This is a genomic window from Aeromonas sp. MR7 (assembly GCF_963899385.1).
Classification (GTDB): domain Bacteria; phylum Pseudomonadota; class Gammaproteobacteria; order Enterobacterales; family Aeromonadaceae; genus Aeromonas; species Aeromonas bestiarum.
Genome location: NZ_CAWQXH010000049.1, coordinates 90,747 through 103,507, shown reverse-complemented (window position 1 = coordinate 103,507; position 12,761 = coordinate 90,747). Strand labels below are relative to the sequence as shown.

General features: G+C 62.5%; 14 protein-coding genes. 7 read left to right on the top strand and 7 right to left on the bottom strand.

Annotation, left to right across the window (positions count from 1 at the left end; translation table 11 throughout):
- Positions 1 to 10 precede the first annotated feature (10 nt).
- Positions 11 to 1,432, top strand: a complete 1,422-nt coding sequence (gene gbpA / locus AACW87_RS17980) for an N-acetylglucosamine-binding protein GbpA (RefSeq protein WP_241325714.1) — start codon at positions 11 to 13, stop codon at positions 1,430 to 1,432.
- Between the two features lie 107 nt (positions 1,433 to 1,539).
- A complete protein-coding gene (locus tag AACW87_RS17975) occupies positions 1,540 to 2,070 on the top strand; it encodes a cytochrome b (RefSeq protein ID WP_241325713.1) in 531 nt (176 codons plus the stop codon).
- A gap of 97 nt (positions 2,071 to 2,167) precedes the next feature.
- Here AACW87_RS17975 and cbl read toward each other — a convergent pair whose 3' ends face one another.
- The 6 genes from cbl to AACW87_RS17945 form a co-directional block, all read right to left on the bottom strand.
- The gene (gene cbl / locus AACW87_RS17970) at positions 2,168 to 3,115 is read right to left on the bottom strand and encodes an HTH-type transcriptional regulator Cbl (RefSeq protein ID WP_043557468.1); all 948 of its coding nucleotides are present in this window, start codon (positions 3,113 to 3,115) and stop codon (positions 2,168 to 2,170) included.
- Positions 3,116 to 3,281: 166 nt separating this feature from the next.
- The gene (locus AACW87_RS17965; protein ID WP_043141048.1) at positions 3,282 to 4,352 is read right to left on the bottom strand and encodes a sulfate/molybdate ABC transporter ATP-binding protein; all 1,071 of its coding nucleotides are present in this window, start codon (positions 4,350 to 4,352) and stop codon (positions 3,282 to 3,284) included.
- Positions 4,353 to 4,504: 152 nt separating this feature from the next.
- Positions 4,505 to 5,398: a sulfate ABC transporter permease subunit CysW gene (cysW, locus tag AACW87_RS17960; RefSeq protein ID WP_241325712.1), complete on the bottom strand. Its 894-nt coding sequence runs from the start codon at positions 5,396 to 5,398 to the stop codon at positions 4,505 to 4,507.
- Positions 5,395 to 6,234 carry a sulfate ABC transporter permease subunit CysT gene (cysT, locus tag AACW87_RS17955; RefSeq protein ID WP_172955206.1) on the bottom strand — a complete coding sequence of 280 codons (840 nt, stop codon included), beginning with the start codon at positions 6,232 to 6,234 and terminating at the stop codon, positions 5,395 to 5,397. The genes cysW and cysT overlap by 4 nt, the downstream gene beginning before the upstream one ends.
- A gap of 277 nt (positions 6,235 to 6,511) precedes the next feature.
- Positions 6,512 to 7,087 carry an RBBP9/YdeN family alpha/beta hydrolase gene (locus AACW87_RS17950; protein ID WP_241325711.1) on the bottom strand — a complete coding sequence of 192 codons (576 nt, stop codon included), beginning with the start codon at positions 7,085 to 7,087 and terminating at the stop codon, positions 6,512 to 6,514.
- Between the two features lie 68 nt (positions 7,088 to 7,155).
- Entirely contained in the window at positions 7,156 to 8,157 is a 1,002-nt protein-coding gene (locus AACW87_RS17945) for a sulfate ABC transporter substrate-binding protein (RefSeq protein ID WP_043557463.1), read from the bottom strand.
- Positions 8,158 to 8,367: 210 nt separating this feature from the next.
- Here AACW87_RS17945 and AACW87_RS17940 point away from each other — a divergent pair, with 210 nt between their 5' ends.
- The 5 genes from AACW87_RS17940 (at position 8,368) to AACW87_RS17920 (ending at position 11,699) form a co-directional block, all read left to right on the top strand.
- Positions 8,368 to 9,630: an MgtC/SapB family protein gene (locus AACW87_RS17940; protein ID WP_043557462.1), complete on the top strand. Its 1,263-nt coding sequence runs from the start codon at positions 8,368 to 8,370 to the stop codon at positions 9,628 to 9,630.
- A 79-nt stretch (positions 9,631 to 9,709) separates the two neighbouring features.
- Complete coding sequence (locus AACW87_RS17935) at positions 9,710 to 10,300, top strand: sugar O-acetyltransferase (protein ID WP_043142305.1); 591 nt, start codon at positions 9,710 to 9,712, stop codon at positions 10,298 to 10,300.
- Positions 10,297 to 10,638, top strand: a complete 342-nt coding sequence (locus AACW87_RS17930) for a DUF1294 domain-containing protein (RefSeq protein WP_241325710.1) — start codon at positions 10,297 to 10,299, stop codon at positions 10,636 to 10,638. The genes AACW87_RS17935 and AACW87_RS17930 overlap by 4 nt, the downstream gene beginning before the upstream one ends.
- A 184-nt stretch (positions 10,639 to 10,822) precedes the next feature.
- Positions 10,823 to 11,035, top strand: coding sequence for a hypothetical protein (locus tag AACW87_RS17925; protein ID WP_042868993.1), 213 nt, complete (start codon positions 10,823 to 10,825; stop codon positions 11,033 to 11,035).
- A 202-nt stretch (positions 11,036 to 11,237) separates the two neighbouring features.
- A complete protein-coding gene (locus AACW87_RS17920; protein ID WP_241325709.1) occupies positions 11,238 to 11,699 on the top strand; it encodes a hypothetical protein in 462 nt (153 codons plus the stop codon).
- 119 nt (positions 11,700 to 11,818) lie between these two features.
- Here the strand turns inward: AACW87_RS17920 and AACW87_RS17915 are convergent, their stop codons facing one another.
- A complete protein-coding gene (locus AACW87_RS17915) occupies positions 11,819 to 12,505 on the bottom strand; it encodes a response regulator (RefSeq protein WP_241325708.1) in 687 nt (228 codons plus the stop codon).
- Positions 12,506 to 12,761 lie beyond the last annotated feature (256 nt).

Below are 12,761 nucleotides of genomic sequence, written 5' to 3'. Positions count from 1 at the left end.
AGAGGAATGTATGGCAGCAAAAATCCAACTCAATCACGTCGCGGCGGCGCTCGCGCTGCTGGCCAGCGGCGGCGTGCTCGCCCATGGCTATATCAACCAGCCGGAGGCGCGCAACTACCTGTGCAAGACCGGCGGCAACAGCCAGTGTGGTGCTGTGCAGTATGAGCCCCAGAGCCTGGAGGCGCCGTCCGGCTTCCCCAAAGACGGCCCCGCCGACGGTCAGATAGCCTCGGCCGGTCACCCGCAGTTCGGTGAGCTCGACGTTCAGACCAGCGATCGCTGGACCAAGCGCCAGGTGCAGGCCGGGCCCTTTGCCATCAGCTGGAACTTCACCGCCAACCACGTGACCCGCAACTGGCGTTACTACCTCACCAAGCAGGATTGGAACCCGAACCAGCCGCTGACCCGCGCCGCCTTCGATCTGAACCCCTTCTGCGTCATCGACGGGGGCATGGTACAACCGCCCAAACAGGTCACCCATAACTGCACCCTGCCGGCACGCACCGGTTATCAGCTGATCCTCGGCGTGTGGGAAGTGGGCGATACCAGCAACAGCTTCTACAACCTGATCGATGCCAAGTTCGATGGTGGTACCCAGCCGCCGCTGAACTGGAGCCAGGGCGGCACCATCTACCCCTCCACCGATCTGGTGGCCGGCGACAAGGCCAAGACCCGGGTGTTCGACGCCAACGGCGAGCGCACCGATCTGCAGACCGAGCTGACCATCACCACCACGGAGCAGGGCCAGAAGAATAACTGGGCCCACGATCTGGCGGCCAAGATCAACGCCGAGCAGAGCCAGATCCGCGCCGGCCAGCAGGGCACCGACGGCCAGTTCAACCCCGTCTACGGCCAGAACCCCGTTTACCTGAAGGCAGGCAGCAACCTGCAACGGGTCGAGGTCCAGCTCGAGCAACAGCAACCTCCGGTGAACGACAGCATCAGTGTGAGCGGCCTGGAGAGTGAATACCTGCTCGACAACGGCAAGGTCACCCTGAACTTCAGCGTCACCGCCCAGGGGAATCTCGCCGTCACCAACACCCTGTATGACCATGGCGGCGCCGCCAAGGGCCAGACCAGTGCCGACATCAAAGACAGCAGCCAGAGCTTCACCATGCCGCTGACCGGGCTCAGCGCCGGTCATCATCAGCTGGTGATCGAAGGCAAGCCGAAGGCGGGTGGTGCCTCCCTGCAGCAAACGCTGGATCTGATGCTCAAGGATCCGTCCGGTGGCGACTACCAGTTCAGCTTCCCGGAGGGACTCAAGTCCTACACCAACGGCACCAAGGTGCTGCAGCCCAAGAACGGCAAGATCTACCAGTGCAAGCCCTTCCCCTACAGTGGCTGGTGCACCATCTGGTCGAGCACAGCGACCCAGTATGAGCCGGGCATCGGCACCAACTGGCAGGATGCCTGGACCCAAGTGAACTGAACCCGCAACACCTGAGCAGAAGAGGCCCGAGCGGCCTCTTTTTTTGCGCCTGTTATCCGGGATCCCGCTGCCCTGGGCACCGCGAGATCCCCCATCGGACCAACACTATGACGAAAAACTACTATGACCCTCTGAGTCGCCTGCTGCACTGGCTGATGGCTGTCGTCATTCTCTACGCCACCCTGGCCGGTTACCTGATGCACCTGGTGATCGACAGCCACCCCCGGCTGTTTCAGTTTCTGTCGGTGCTGAACATGTCGATGGCCACCCTGATCACCCCGCTCTTCCTGCTGCGCTGGGGCTGGCAACATCTGAGGCATCCGTTGCCCGAGAACGGGGCCGACCATCATAATGGGTGGGTCAAGCTGGCCCATGCCCTGCTCTACGGGCTGATGTTCGCCGTGTTGCTGAGCGGTTTCCTGATGCTGGAGCGGGGTTATCCCCTGTTCTGGCTCTACCCGATCGCCAACCCCATCAACACTCCCGAGATCAACCGCTTCTTCTTCGACGTCCATCGCCTCGCTTGCCTGTCGCTGGCCACCCTGGTCATGCTGCACGTAGTCGCGGCCCTGTATCACCACAGGATCAAGGGCGATCGCACCCTCTACCGCATGCTGGGGCCCCACGCCGGCAAATAGGCAGACGGCGCCTCGCCGCAGAGGCGGGCTTTCCATCGATGGGCAGATAAAAAACAGGGAGCCCATGGCTCCCTGTTCTCTCATCTCGCAGCAGGACTCAGATCTGGAAGTCGAGGGCCGGCTCGCCGCCCATGGCGCGAGCCTGGATGTCTGCCAGCGCCAGCTCGGGGTTGCAGAGCTGGATGAACTGCCAGGCGAAGTTGTGCTGGAACTGCCCCTGCTTGAGGCCGATCCAGGCGGTGTGCGGCGCAAACAGCCGGCTGCCGTCGAGCTGCACCAGCCCCTTGTCGCGCTGGGTGTCGAACGCCATGTCAGCCAGTATGCCGACCCCCATCTCCAGTTCGACATAGGTCTTGATGACGTCGGAATCCTGGGCGGTCAGCAGGATCTGCGGCGCTATTCCCGCCTCGGCAAACGCCTCGTCCACCCGTGCCCGTCCGGTCAGTCCGGCCTGATAGGTGATGATGGGCCAGTTCGCCAGCGCAGCCAGGGTCAGCTCCCGCTCGGCGGTGAGGGGATGCTGCTCGGGCACCACTATGTTGTGGTGCCAGCGGTAGTAGGGAAACGCCACCACGCCTTCGCTCTTGTCGAGCTGCTCGCTGCTGATGCCGATATCCACCTCGCCGGTCTGCACCAGCCGCACTATCTCCTCCGGGCTGCCCTGGCGCAGCTCCAGCTGCACCTGCGGGAACTGCTCGCGAAACGCCTTCACCACCCTCGGCAGGGCGTAACGGGCCTGGGTGTGAGTGGTCGCCACCAGCAGCCGGCCCGACTCGCGGTTGGCAAAGGTGCTGGCCAGCTTGCGGATGTTGTTGGCGTCGTTGAGGATGCGCTCGGCGATCACCAGCAACTCCTTGCCCGGCTCCGTCATGCCGAGCAGCCGTTTGCCGTAGCGGATGAACAGCTCTATCCCCAGCTCCTCTTCCAGCTCGCGGATATGGCGGCTGACCCCGGACTGGGAAGTGAACAGGGCATTGGCGACCTCGGTCAGGTTGTAATCCCGCCGCGCCGCTTCCCGGATAATACGTAACTGCTGAAAATTCACGTCATCGCCTCCTGCGCTGACTGGCCGGTCGGGGGTTACCCGCCGCCGTTTTCTTGTTATCTGCCTGGCCGGACTCCTCATCGAGTCCGGCAACGGCCTGACACCCTTGTATCCCAGGCGGGCTCACTCCGCCATCCTATCCGTTCATTTCAAGCGGCGATGGCCGTCAGATCTGGTAGTCCGGATAGAGTTGAGCCTGTTTGGCGACCAGTCGCACCCCCTGCCCCGGCGTGAAGGCTTTGGCCGCCTCCTTGCTCAGTTCGGCCTCGAAGTGTGCACCGTTTGTATCCCCATTGCCACGCAGTTCCACCCGGATGCGCGGCCCCATGGGCAGCAGACGGGTGATGGTGGCGCTGATCCCGCCGGGCGCATCCGCCGGCAGTATCTCCAGCTCGTGGGGGCGCACATAGGCGATGGCCGCACTGCCCTGAGCCAGCTGATGGGAACTGATGGGACCGCCCAGCAGCTGCTCGCCGATGCCAAAGCCCTGCTCCGCCACCCGGCCGCGAAACAGGTTCACGCTGCCGAGGAAACTGTGGACGAAGGAGCTGGCGGGATGGTCATAGACCTCGGCCGGGGTACCGATCTGCTCGACCCGGCCGGCGTTCATCAGCACCACCCGATCCGCCACCTCCAGCGCCTCCTCCTGATCGTGAGTCACGAACAGGCTGGTGACGTGCAGCTCGTCGTGCAATTCGCGCAACCAGCGGCGCAGCTCCTTGCGCACCTGGGCATCCAGGGCGCCGAAAGGCTCGTCCAGCAGCAGCACCTTGGGCTGCACCGCCAGGGCTCGGGCCAGGGCGACCCGCTGGCGCTGGCCACCGGAGAGCTGGGTCGGATAGCGCTCGGCCACGTGGCTGAGCTGCACCAGATCCAGCAGCTCCTTGACCCGGGCGCGGATGGTCGCCTCGGCCGGACGCTCGCTGCGCGGCTTGACCCGCAGGCCGAACGCCACGTTCTCGAACACCGTCATGTGGCGAAACAGGGCGTAGTGCTGGAACACGAAGCCGACGTTGCGCTCGCGCACGTGCAGATCCGAGGCATCTTCCCCGCGGATGATGACGCTGCCGCTGTCGGCCTGCTCCAGCCCGGCGATGATCCGCAGCAAGGTGGTCTTGCCGCAGCCGGAGGGGCCGAGCAGGGCCACCAGCTCGCCGTCGTGAAAGTCGAGGTTGATGTCGGCCAGGGCCGCGTATTGATTGAAATGCTTGTTGAGTTGTTGAACCTGAATGCTCATGGCTGCCTCTCTGAACCGTTAAATCGGGATGGATGGAGTCTCCGAGCTGGCCAGTCCGTACGGCCGGTCCTGCTCGCCATCACACCCCAATCCATATCAATGGGGTATCCGGATCGGGCTGACCGCGCAGCCAGACCCGTGTCGCAATAACATCAATGGGACTTGGTGGGCTGCCCACGCAACCGGGCCAGCAGTGTTTCTCCCAGCAGGGTGAAGATCCCGAACAGCGCCAGGAGGCTGGCCACCGCGAAGGCGGCACCGGTCTGGTACTCGTTGTAGAGGATCTCTATGTGCAGCGGCAGGGTGTTGGTCTGACCGCGAATATGGCCGGAGACCACGGAGACGGCACCAAACTCCCCCACGGCCCGGGCGGTACAGAGCAGCAGGCCATACATCAGGCTCCATCGAATGCCTGGCAAGGTGACCCGCCAGAACATCTGCAAGCCGCTCGCCCCCAGCATGATGGCGGCTTCTTCCTCTTCCGGGCCGCGCGCCTCCATCTGGGGCAGCAGCTCGCGCACCACGAAGGGCACGGTAATGAAGGTGGTCGCCAAAATGATGCCGGGCGTGGCGAAGATGACCTTGATGTCGTGCTCGCTCAGCCAGTCGCCAAACCAGCCGCGGCTGCCGAACATCAGCACGAACATCAGGCCCGCGATCACCGGCGAGACCGAGAACGGCAGATCTATGATGGTGATGAGCAGTTGCCGGCCGGGGAAGCGGAAGCGGGCTATGGCCCAGGCCGCCGCCATCCCGAACAGCAGGTTGAGGGGCACAGCGCAGAGCGTGACCAGGGCGGTGAGCCCGAGCGCACTCAGGGCATCCGGCTCGCTGATGGCGTGCCAGAAGAAGGCCAGCCCGGGTCTCAGCGCCTGAATGAAGACGGTGGCCAGCGGCAGCAGCAGCAGGGCGGCAAACCAGCCCAGTCCGAGGGAGATCAGCAGCCACTTGACCCAGACGGGTTCACGGGTCACAGGGGGATGGCGCACCGGGGTGGCCTGTGCCACGTCGAGGGCAAGGTCCAGGCTTGAATGTGAGGCGTTCATATGCGGCTCCCTCCGATACGGGCCCAGCTCCAGGCCTGCAGCTTATTGATCAGCAATAACAGAATGAAAGAGATGAGCAGCATGACCACGGCGATGGCGGAGGCACCGGCATAGTCGTACTCCTCCAGGTGGCTCATGATCATCAGCGGCGCTATCTCGGAAACCATCGGCAGGTTGCCGGCGATGAAGATGACGGAGCCGTACTCACCCACGGCGCGGGCAAACGCCAGCGCAAAGCCGGTGATCAGCGCAGGGACCAGGGTCGGCCACAGCACCCGCAGGAAGGTCTGCCAGCGGTCAGCCCCCAGGCTGGCGGCGGCCTCTTCCTGCTCCGTCTCGGCTTCCCGCAGCACGGGCTGCAGGGTGCGCACCACGAAGGGCAGACCGATGAAGGTGAGGGCAATCACCACGCCGATGGGGTTGTAGGCGAGCTCTATGCCAAACGGGGCGACCCACTGCCCGATCCAGCCGTTGGGGGCGAAGATGGCGCACAGGGCGATACCGGAGACGGCGGTGGGCATGGCGAACGGCAGATCGATCAGCGCATCCACCAGCCGGCGACCGGGGAAGGTGTAACGCACCAGCACCCAGGCCAGGATCAGGCCAAACAGGCTGTTGAGCAGCGCCGCGATAAAGGCCGCCCCGAAACTCAGGCGAAAGGAGGCGAGCACCCGCGGGGAGCCTATCACCTGCCAGAATTCGGCGAGGGTGAGGTTGTTCACCGCGAACAGCACCAGCGCCGAAATCGGCAGCAGCACCAGCACGCCCAGGTAGAGCAGGCTGAAGCCGAGGGTCGGGCCAAAGCCCGGCAGGACTGAGTAAGAACCAAATCGCATAACGCTTCCGTTTGTTATGAAAAACATTCGATAGAGCGATTCTGCGCATTCCAGTTAGGGGCAACAAACACCAATAATGCCTTTGCTAAGCACTTTTTTATCTAACAACGGCGGATCAGGCTTTTAGAGCCATAAAATGAAAAAAAGGTCTTTTATATAAATAAAAGACCTAAAAAATGGAGCGTCGTGCAATGTACCAAGCCATCAAAAATCAACTGTTGTGGTGTCGGGTGCTATCTCTCTCCTTGTCGGCGTATGAACCGGATCAGCGAAAACATCAACGGAAACTGAGGGCCGCGCGCCGCTCCCACACGGCTGGCGCCGGTTCGACCACCATCTCGGCCCGCCGGTAGAGGGTGCCGAGCAGGTTGAGCCCCTGGCTCCACTCCCCATGGCCAGACTGGGCATTGATATGGCCCACCTCGCCGGCATCGAACAGCGGCACCTGCCACTGGCGACTCCAGTATTCGGCCCGCTCGAAGCTCATCCAGGGATCGTTGCGACTGGCGATCAGCTGGGCCGATACCTTGAGCGAGCCCGCCAGCAGCTCGTCAGGCAAGCCGAAACGGCCCGGATCGGCCGGCGCCACGATAAACAGCGAGGCCACCTTGTCGGGCTGCTGGCGTGCCGCCGTGATGGCCGCCAGGGCGCCGAAGGAGTGAGCCACCAGATGGGCCCGGCCGCGCCGGCTGCGCAGCTTGCTCGCCAGCTTGGCGCTCCAGACCGTCAGGTCCGGCTTGTCCCACGGCAGGCCAACCATGCGCTGCCAGTGGGGGAAATATTGATGCCAGCGACTCTGCCAATGATCCGGCCCACTGTTGTGCAGACCGGGAACCAGGAGGATCTTGTTCATCTTGGTGCTCCTATCAGCTGGCACAGGGGCCAGTGCGGGGTGAACATGCCACGAGGAAGCGGGGCGCCTTAGCCGCCCGGCTGGTAAATCTGGTCAAACAGGCCACCCTGGGCGAAGTGTTTCTTCTGGGCCTTGTCCCAATCCCCTTCCAGATCCTTGACGGTAAACAGGGTCAGTTGCGGGAACTGGGCCGCCGTCTCCTTCAGGATCGCCGGATTGCTGGGGCGGTAGTGATACTTGGCGATGATGCGCTGTCCCTCGTCGGAGTAGAGGTACTCGAGGTAGGCCTTGGCAACCGCTTCTGTGCCGTGCTTCTTGGCCACCTTGTCCACCACGGCCACCGGCGGCTCTGCCAGGATGGAGACCGACGGCACCACCAGCTCGAACTTGTCGCGGTTGCCGGGCTGATTGAGCACCAGCAGGGCTTCGTTTTCCCACGCCAGCAGCACGTCGCCGAGGCCGCGCTCGATGAAGCTGGTGGTGGCGCCACGGGCGCCGGAATCCAGCACCTTCACGTTCTTGTAGAGATCGCCGACGAACTGTTTGGCGCCCTCCTCACTGCCGCTTTTCTTCAGGGCATAGCCCCAGGCCGCCAGGTAGTTCCAGCGCGCCCCGCCGGAGGTCTTGGGGTTCGGCGTCACTATGGCGATGTCCTTGCGCACCAGATCGCCCCAATCCTTGATCTGCTTGGGATTGTCCTTGCGCACCAGGAAGACGATGGTGGAGGTATAGGGAGATGCGTTGTTGGCCAGCCGGCTCTGCCAGTCGGCGGCGATCAAGCCCTGCTTGGCGACGGCGTTGACGTCATAGGCCAGCGCCAGCGACACCAGGTCCGCTTCCAGCCCGTCCACCACGGCACGAGCCTGCTTGCCGGAGCCACCGTGAGACTGGCTCACCACCACGTCGTCACCCGTCTTGGCTTTCCACTCCTTGGCGAAGGCGCCGTTGTACTCCTGGAACAGCTCGCGAGTCGGATCGTAGGAGACGTTGAGCAGGCGGATCTCGGCGGCGTTGGCCTGGCCGAGGGCCAGCAGGGATAGCAGGGTGAGGGCGGTCATTCGCAGTTTCATGGTGATACTCCATATCTCGTTGGGTTGAATGCAGCATGCCGTGGGCTTGTTATGCCGAGAACCAAGAAATAACGCTTTGCTTATCTCTTTTGCTCATATCAACCCGCCGACCGGCGCCACTCGCACACTCTGTGAGCCATGCCTCCCTGCCCCCCTGTTGGCTGTGCCATCATGGGATCAAGGCCATGACACAGCGAAAAGGAAGTCGTTATGTGGATCAATGCAGACCCCGTCAATGGTGCCCTGGTGTCGCTGGCCATCGGCCTCATCATAGGACTGGAGCGCGGCTGGCAGGTGCGCCAGCTGGGGGACAACCAGCGCATCGCCGGGATGCGGACCTATGGTCTCATCGGCCTGCTCGGCGGTGTCTGCGCCCTGCTGCTGCCGACCCTGGGGCCCTGGCTGCCGCTGCTCGGCCTGCTGGCGGTGGTGACGGGCTGCGGCCTCTCGGTCTGGCTGGCCCAGCGCTGGCAGGGGGAGTTCGGTCTCACCAGCTCGGTGGCCATGCTGCTCACCTACCTGCTGGGGCTGATGTCCGTGCTGCTGAGCCCGAGCGAGGCGGTGGCCTGCGCCGTGCTGGCGGCCCTCTTGATGGGGCTCAAGGGCAAGATCCAGCAGGGGATGTTGTTTCTGAGCGAGACCGAATTCCACGCCACCCTGCGCTTCCTGCTCATCTCCCTGGTGCTGCTGCCCGTGCTGCCCAACGAGGAGATGGGGCCCCTCGATGCCTTCAACCCCTTCAAGATCTGGCTGATGGTGGTGGTGATCGCCGGCATCTCGTTCTCGGGCCACTTCGCGGTACGCCTGCTCGGCACCCGCTCGGGACTGGTACTCACCAGCATACTGGCGGGGCTCGCCTCCTCCACCGCCCTCACCCTGCAGTTTGCCCGCCTCAACAGGGAACAGGGCGGGCTGGAGCGGCTGCTGGCCACCGGCATACTGATGGCGGGAGCCACCATGTGGCTGCGGCTGCTGGTGCTGGTGCTGCTCATTCACAGCGAGCTGGCGATGCGCCTGGCGGCGCCCCTGCTGCTGCTGGCAGCCACCGTCTACGGCTTCGCCTTCTGGTTCTGGCGCCAGCGCGAGGAGCTGACCGATGGTCCGGTGCAGCCCCAGACCAGCAACCCGCTCGATCTCGCCACCGCCATCAAGTTCGGCCTGCTGCTGGCACTGATCGGCTTCATGGCCACCCTGCTGCAGAGCAAGGTGGGCAACTCAGGTGTCTATCTGCTGTCGCTGGTCTCGGGGATCACGGACGTGGACGCCATTACCCTGTCGCTCTCCCAACTCTCCCACAAGGAGCTGGCACTGGAGGTGGCAGCGCGCGGCATCCTGCTCGCCGGGCTGGTCAACTCACTGGTGAAGGGGCTGCTGGCCTTGGGGATAGGCGGCCGCCGACTGGGGCTGCGGGTGCTGCTGCCCTACTTCGTTTCTGCCCTGCTGATCCTGCCGCTCATCTGGCCGGGCGCCTGAGGTTGCAGCAAGTGACAGCCTGACGCCGCCGGGTCGCTGGCGTATACTGGCTCCTCTTGGCACATGAGGAGAGGTGAGCATGGCAAGCGATTGGGACAAGGTACTGGCGGGCGGCGCCCTGGACAGCCAGAGCGAGGAGATAGCGAACGACCGGATCCGCGGCCAGGCGCTGCTGGCACAACTCAATGCCTCCCCGGCCGGGGATCAGCCACTGCGCCAGCGCCTGTGCGGCGAGCTGTTCGGCCACTGCCCCGACTCCTGCTGGATCAGCACCCCCTTCACCTGCGAATTCGGCCGCAACATCCACATCGGCGAGAAGACCTTCTTCAACTTCAACATCACCATACTCGACGTGGGCGAGGTGCACATCGGCAGCCATGTGCTGCTGGCCCCCAACGTCCAGATCTACACAGCCACCCACAGCACGGATTATCTGGAGCGGCGCCACTGGACCGCCTACAACAAGCCGGTTCACATAGGCGATGACTGCTGGATCGGCGGCGGCGCCATCATCTGCCCCGGCGTCACAATCGGGGCGCGCTCCATCATAGGCGCCGGCGCCGTGGTCACCCGCGACATACCGGCCGACTCGGTAGCGGTGGGCAACCCCGCTCGCGTGATCCGCACCCTGACCCCGGATGCCCCCCGCGGCTGGGAGCTGGCACTGTGATCTGGCTGGCCCTGTTTCCCCTGCTCTGGACCGCCTGGCTTGGCCTGGCTGACGCCAACTGGTGGCCGCTGACCATAGTCACCACCATGAGCCTGCTGACGGCGCTGGCCTACGCCCACGACAAGCGGCAGGCCATTCGCGGTGGCTGGCGCATCCCCGAATCCCGCCTCCATCTGCTGGAGCTGTGCGGCGGCTGGCCCGGGGCCCTGGTGGCCCGTCACTGGCTGCGCCACAAGACCCAGAAGGGCAGCTACCGGCTGGTGTTCTGGTTTATCGTGCTGCTGCACCTCACCCTGTGGGGACTCTGGCTCGGCCGGCCCCTCTGGCAAGGGGTCTGAGGATCGCCAAGGCGCCAGCACGACGCACCGATCAACGGCGTGAGGCGGCTTGCACATCGGCACTGGCCTGAGCCGAGGGCTCATACTCCTCACCAGAGCGGGCATTGCGACCCCTTTCTGGGTATGAGACAACAGAGGGCCTGCAAGGCGGTTTTCTCGCGTATTTATCGACAAGGAGTCACCCATGACAATGTGGACAGGCATAGTCCTGATCGTCTTTATCAGCATGCTGTTCGGCTATCTCAGCAAACGCGCCCGCTACCAGCTGGGGGATATCCGCATCACGGATCGCCTCGGCAAACAGGATGTGCTTATTCAGGAGCTGCGGGAGCGGATCGCCAATCTGGAAGCCATCGTCATCGAGGAGGAGAAGCGCCGCCCGTTCAAGAATCTGTGAGCCGGCGGCCACGGCGGCAAACCGGCCAGCTTCCGGGCTGCAAGGGTTTGCCGCGTTCCCCCACACTTGCCCCTCCCCCCTACGGCCTGCAAAACTAAATTCACAACAGGATCAGCGGCCTGCCCACGACTGCTGCATTCTTCACCAAACTGGCCCAATCCCTGCTCTGTCACTGTCATCAGCCGTACCGGAGAGTGACATCATGATCGCCATCAGCACCCTGCTTCCCCTCGCCTCCCTTGCCCTCAAGCTCGGCAGCAAGCTGCTCGGCGACGGCACGCCACAGGCCAAGGCCGAGCCCCCCGTGCAGGAAGATCGCCTGGCACCCACGGTCCAGAGCCTGTTCCATCGGCTCGGAGTCAAGGACGCCAACAGCGAGCAGAACCGCCCCGCCATCAACCACTTCATGAGCGAGTTGCTGCAGACCCTGGGTCAGGAGAACAATGGCCAGTCCCTGCCCGAGGCCATAGACACGGCCCGCGGCCAGCTCGCCAGCGGCACCCAGAGCACCCGTCTCGACGCGCTGCAGAGCGAGCTCGATACCCTCAAGGGCACCCTTGGCAACAGCGATCTGAACCTGGATCAGCTGCTCGGCGCCTTCAAGCAGACCCTGCCCAATGGCAAGGGGGAAGGGGTTGGCAAACTGCTTAATGCCAGCGTCTGAGCAAGGGCGGATACATTAAAAACGGCAACCTCGGGGTTGCCGTTTTGCTTCTCTTTGACCAGCCTACTGGAGCAGCTCAGTTGACATTTTTGGCCTAAATTATCTGATTGAATGAAATTTTAGGTGGAACTTTCAACAGCTCTAACTACGTATTCAAACAGTTCAGATGCCCGATTTGTACAGCCGAGAGCCCCATGTTGTCTTGCCTCAACCTTATGTTCTGGAGAGTTCGAACTCGCATAAATCACAAATGGTGTGTGATTACCTGATTGGCGGAGTTGATCTAGAAGGGTGTACCCTGCCCGAGGATCGGATGGACGCCCCATGTCGGAAATGATCGCGTTGAACTTCGAATCACGAAGTTTTGCCAATGCCTGCTCGGTTGACGTGGCTAGAACGAAGTTGATACCAAGAGCTTCAAGAGACTGCCGTTCATAAGTGTTGTTTTCTGGCCGATCGTCAACCCAAAGAACATTGGCCTGCGCGGCTTTTCTCAGTAATCGTGGAGTTACCGCATATTGGACCAGATCGACTGCTTCGCGAGCATCTAAACCCGGAGAGGAAGACCGCCCAGAATCAGGCTTAGCTGCCGCAGCGACAAGTGCCGCAACAGCTTCCGCCTGCTTTCTCTTGGCGGATGCCTCAAACCCTGCCCCCTTAACAGAGAACTCGCTCAATGACTCAAAAAAAGCCTTCAGTGCAGGGCTAAAGCGAACGAGAAAAAATGCGAACAGCATCGGCCATGCGAGGACTGCTGTTAGTTTCGTTAGCGCATCCATGATTTTGATTGCGTCATCTACTGACATTACGAATCCTTGCATTCATTGCCAAACAGTTCATTAGACAGAACTCCCCGGACGATTGACTGTTGAGTTACTCTAACTTAATTGAACTATCTTCATAAAAATAAGCAAATATATCAATATTTTGCTTTAGATGTGATGCCTTCTTGATTTACTCTGCTGGAGACCCTCTACCCCAGTAGTGGCATTGGTCAGATACATTACGACCGCCCGATTGCGCACTTTTGATCTGCCTGCAATTTGGCATGATAATCGGCCA

Coding starts and splice junctions, on each gene's coding strand:
- gbpA (WP_241325714.1), top strand. CDS start 11: ATGGCAGCAAAAATCCAACTCAATCACGTCGCGGCGGCGCTCGCGCTG.
- AACW87_RS17975 (WP_241325713.1), top strand. CDS start 1,540: ATGACGAAAAACTACTATGACCCTCTGAGTCGCCTGCTGCACTGGCTG.
- AACW87_RS17965 (WP_043141048.1), bottom strand. CDS start 4,352: ATGAGCATTCAGGTTCAACAACTCAACAAGCATTTCAATCAATACGCG.
- cysW (WP_241325712.1), bottom strand. CDS start 5,398: ATGAACGCCTCACATTCAAGCCTGGACCTTGCCCTCGACGTGGCACAG.
- cysT (WP_172955206.1), bottom strand. CDS start 6,234: ATGCGATTTGGTTCTTACTCAGTCCTGCCGGGCTTTGGCCCGACCCTC.
- AACW87_RS17950 (WP_241325711.1), bottom strand. CDS start 7,087: ATGAACAAGATCCTCCTGGTTCCCGGTCTGCACAACAGTGGGCCGGAT.
- AACW87_RS17945 (WP_043557463.1), bottom strand. CDS start 8,157: ATGAAACTGCGAATGACCGCCCTCACCCTGCTATCCCTGCTGGCCCTC.
- AACW87_RS17940 (WP_043557462.1), top strand. CDS start 8,368: ATGTGGATCAATGCAGACCCCGTCAATGGTGCCCTGGTGTCGCTGGCC.
- AACW87_RS17935 (WP_043142305.1), top strand. CDS start 9,710: ATGGCAAGCGATTGGGACAAGGTACTGGCGGGCGGCGCCCTGGACAGC.
- AACW87_RS17925 (WP_042868993.1), top strand. CDS start 10,823: ATGACAATGTGGACAGGCATAGTCCTGATCGTCTTTATCAGCATGCTG.
- AACW87_RS17920 (WP_241325709.1), top strand. CDS start 11,238: ATGATCGCCATCAGCACCCTGCTTCCCCTCGCCTCCCTTGCCCTCAAG.
- AACW87_RS17915 (WP_241325708.1), bottom strand. CDS start 12,505: ATGTCAGTAGATGACGCAATCAAAATCATGGATGCGCTAACGAAACTA.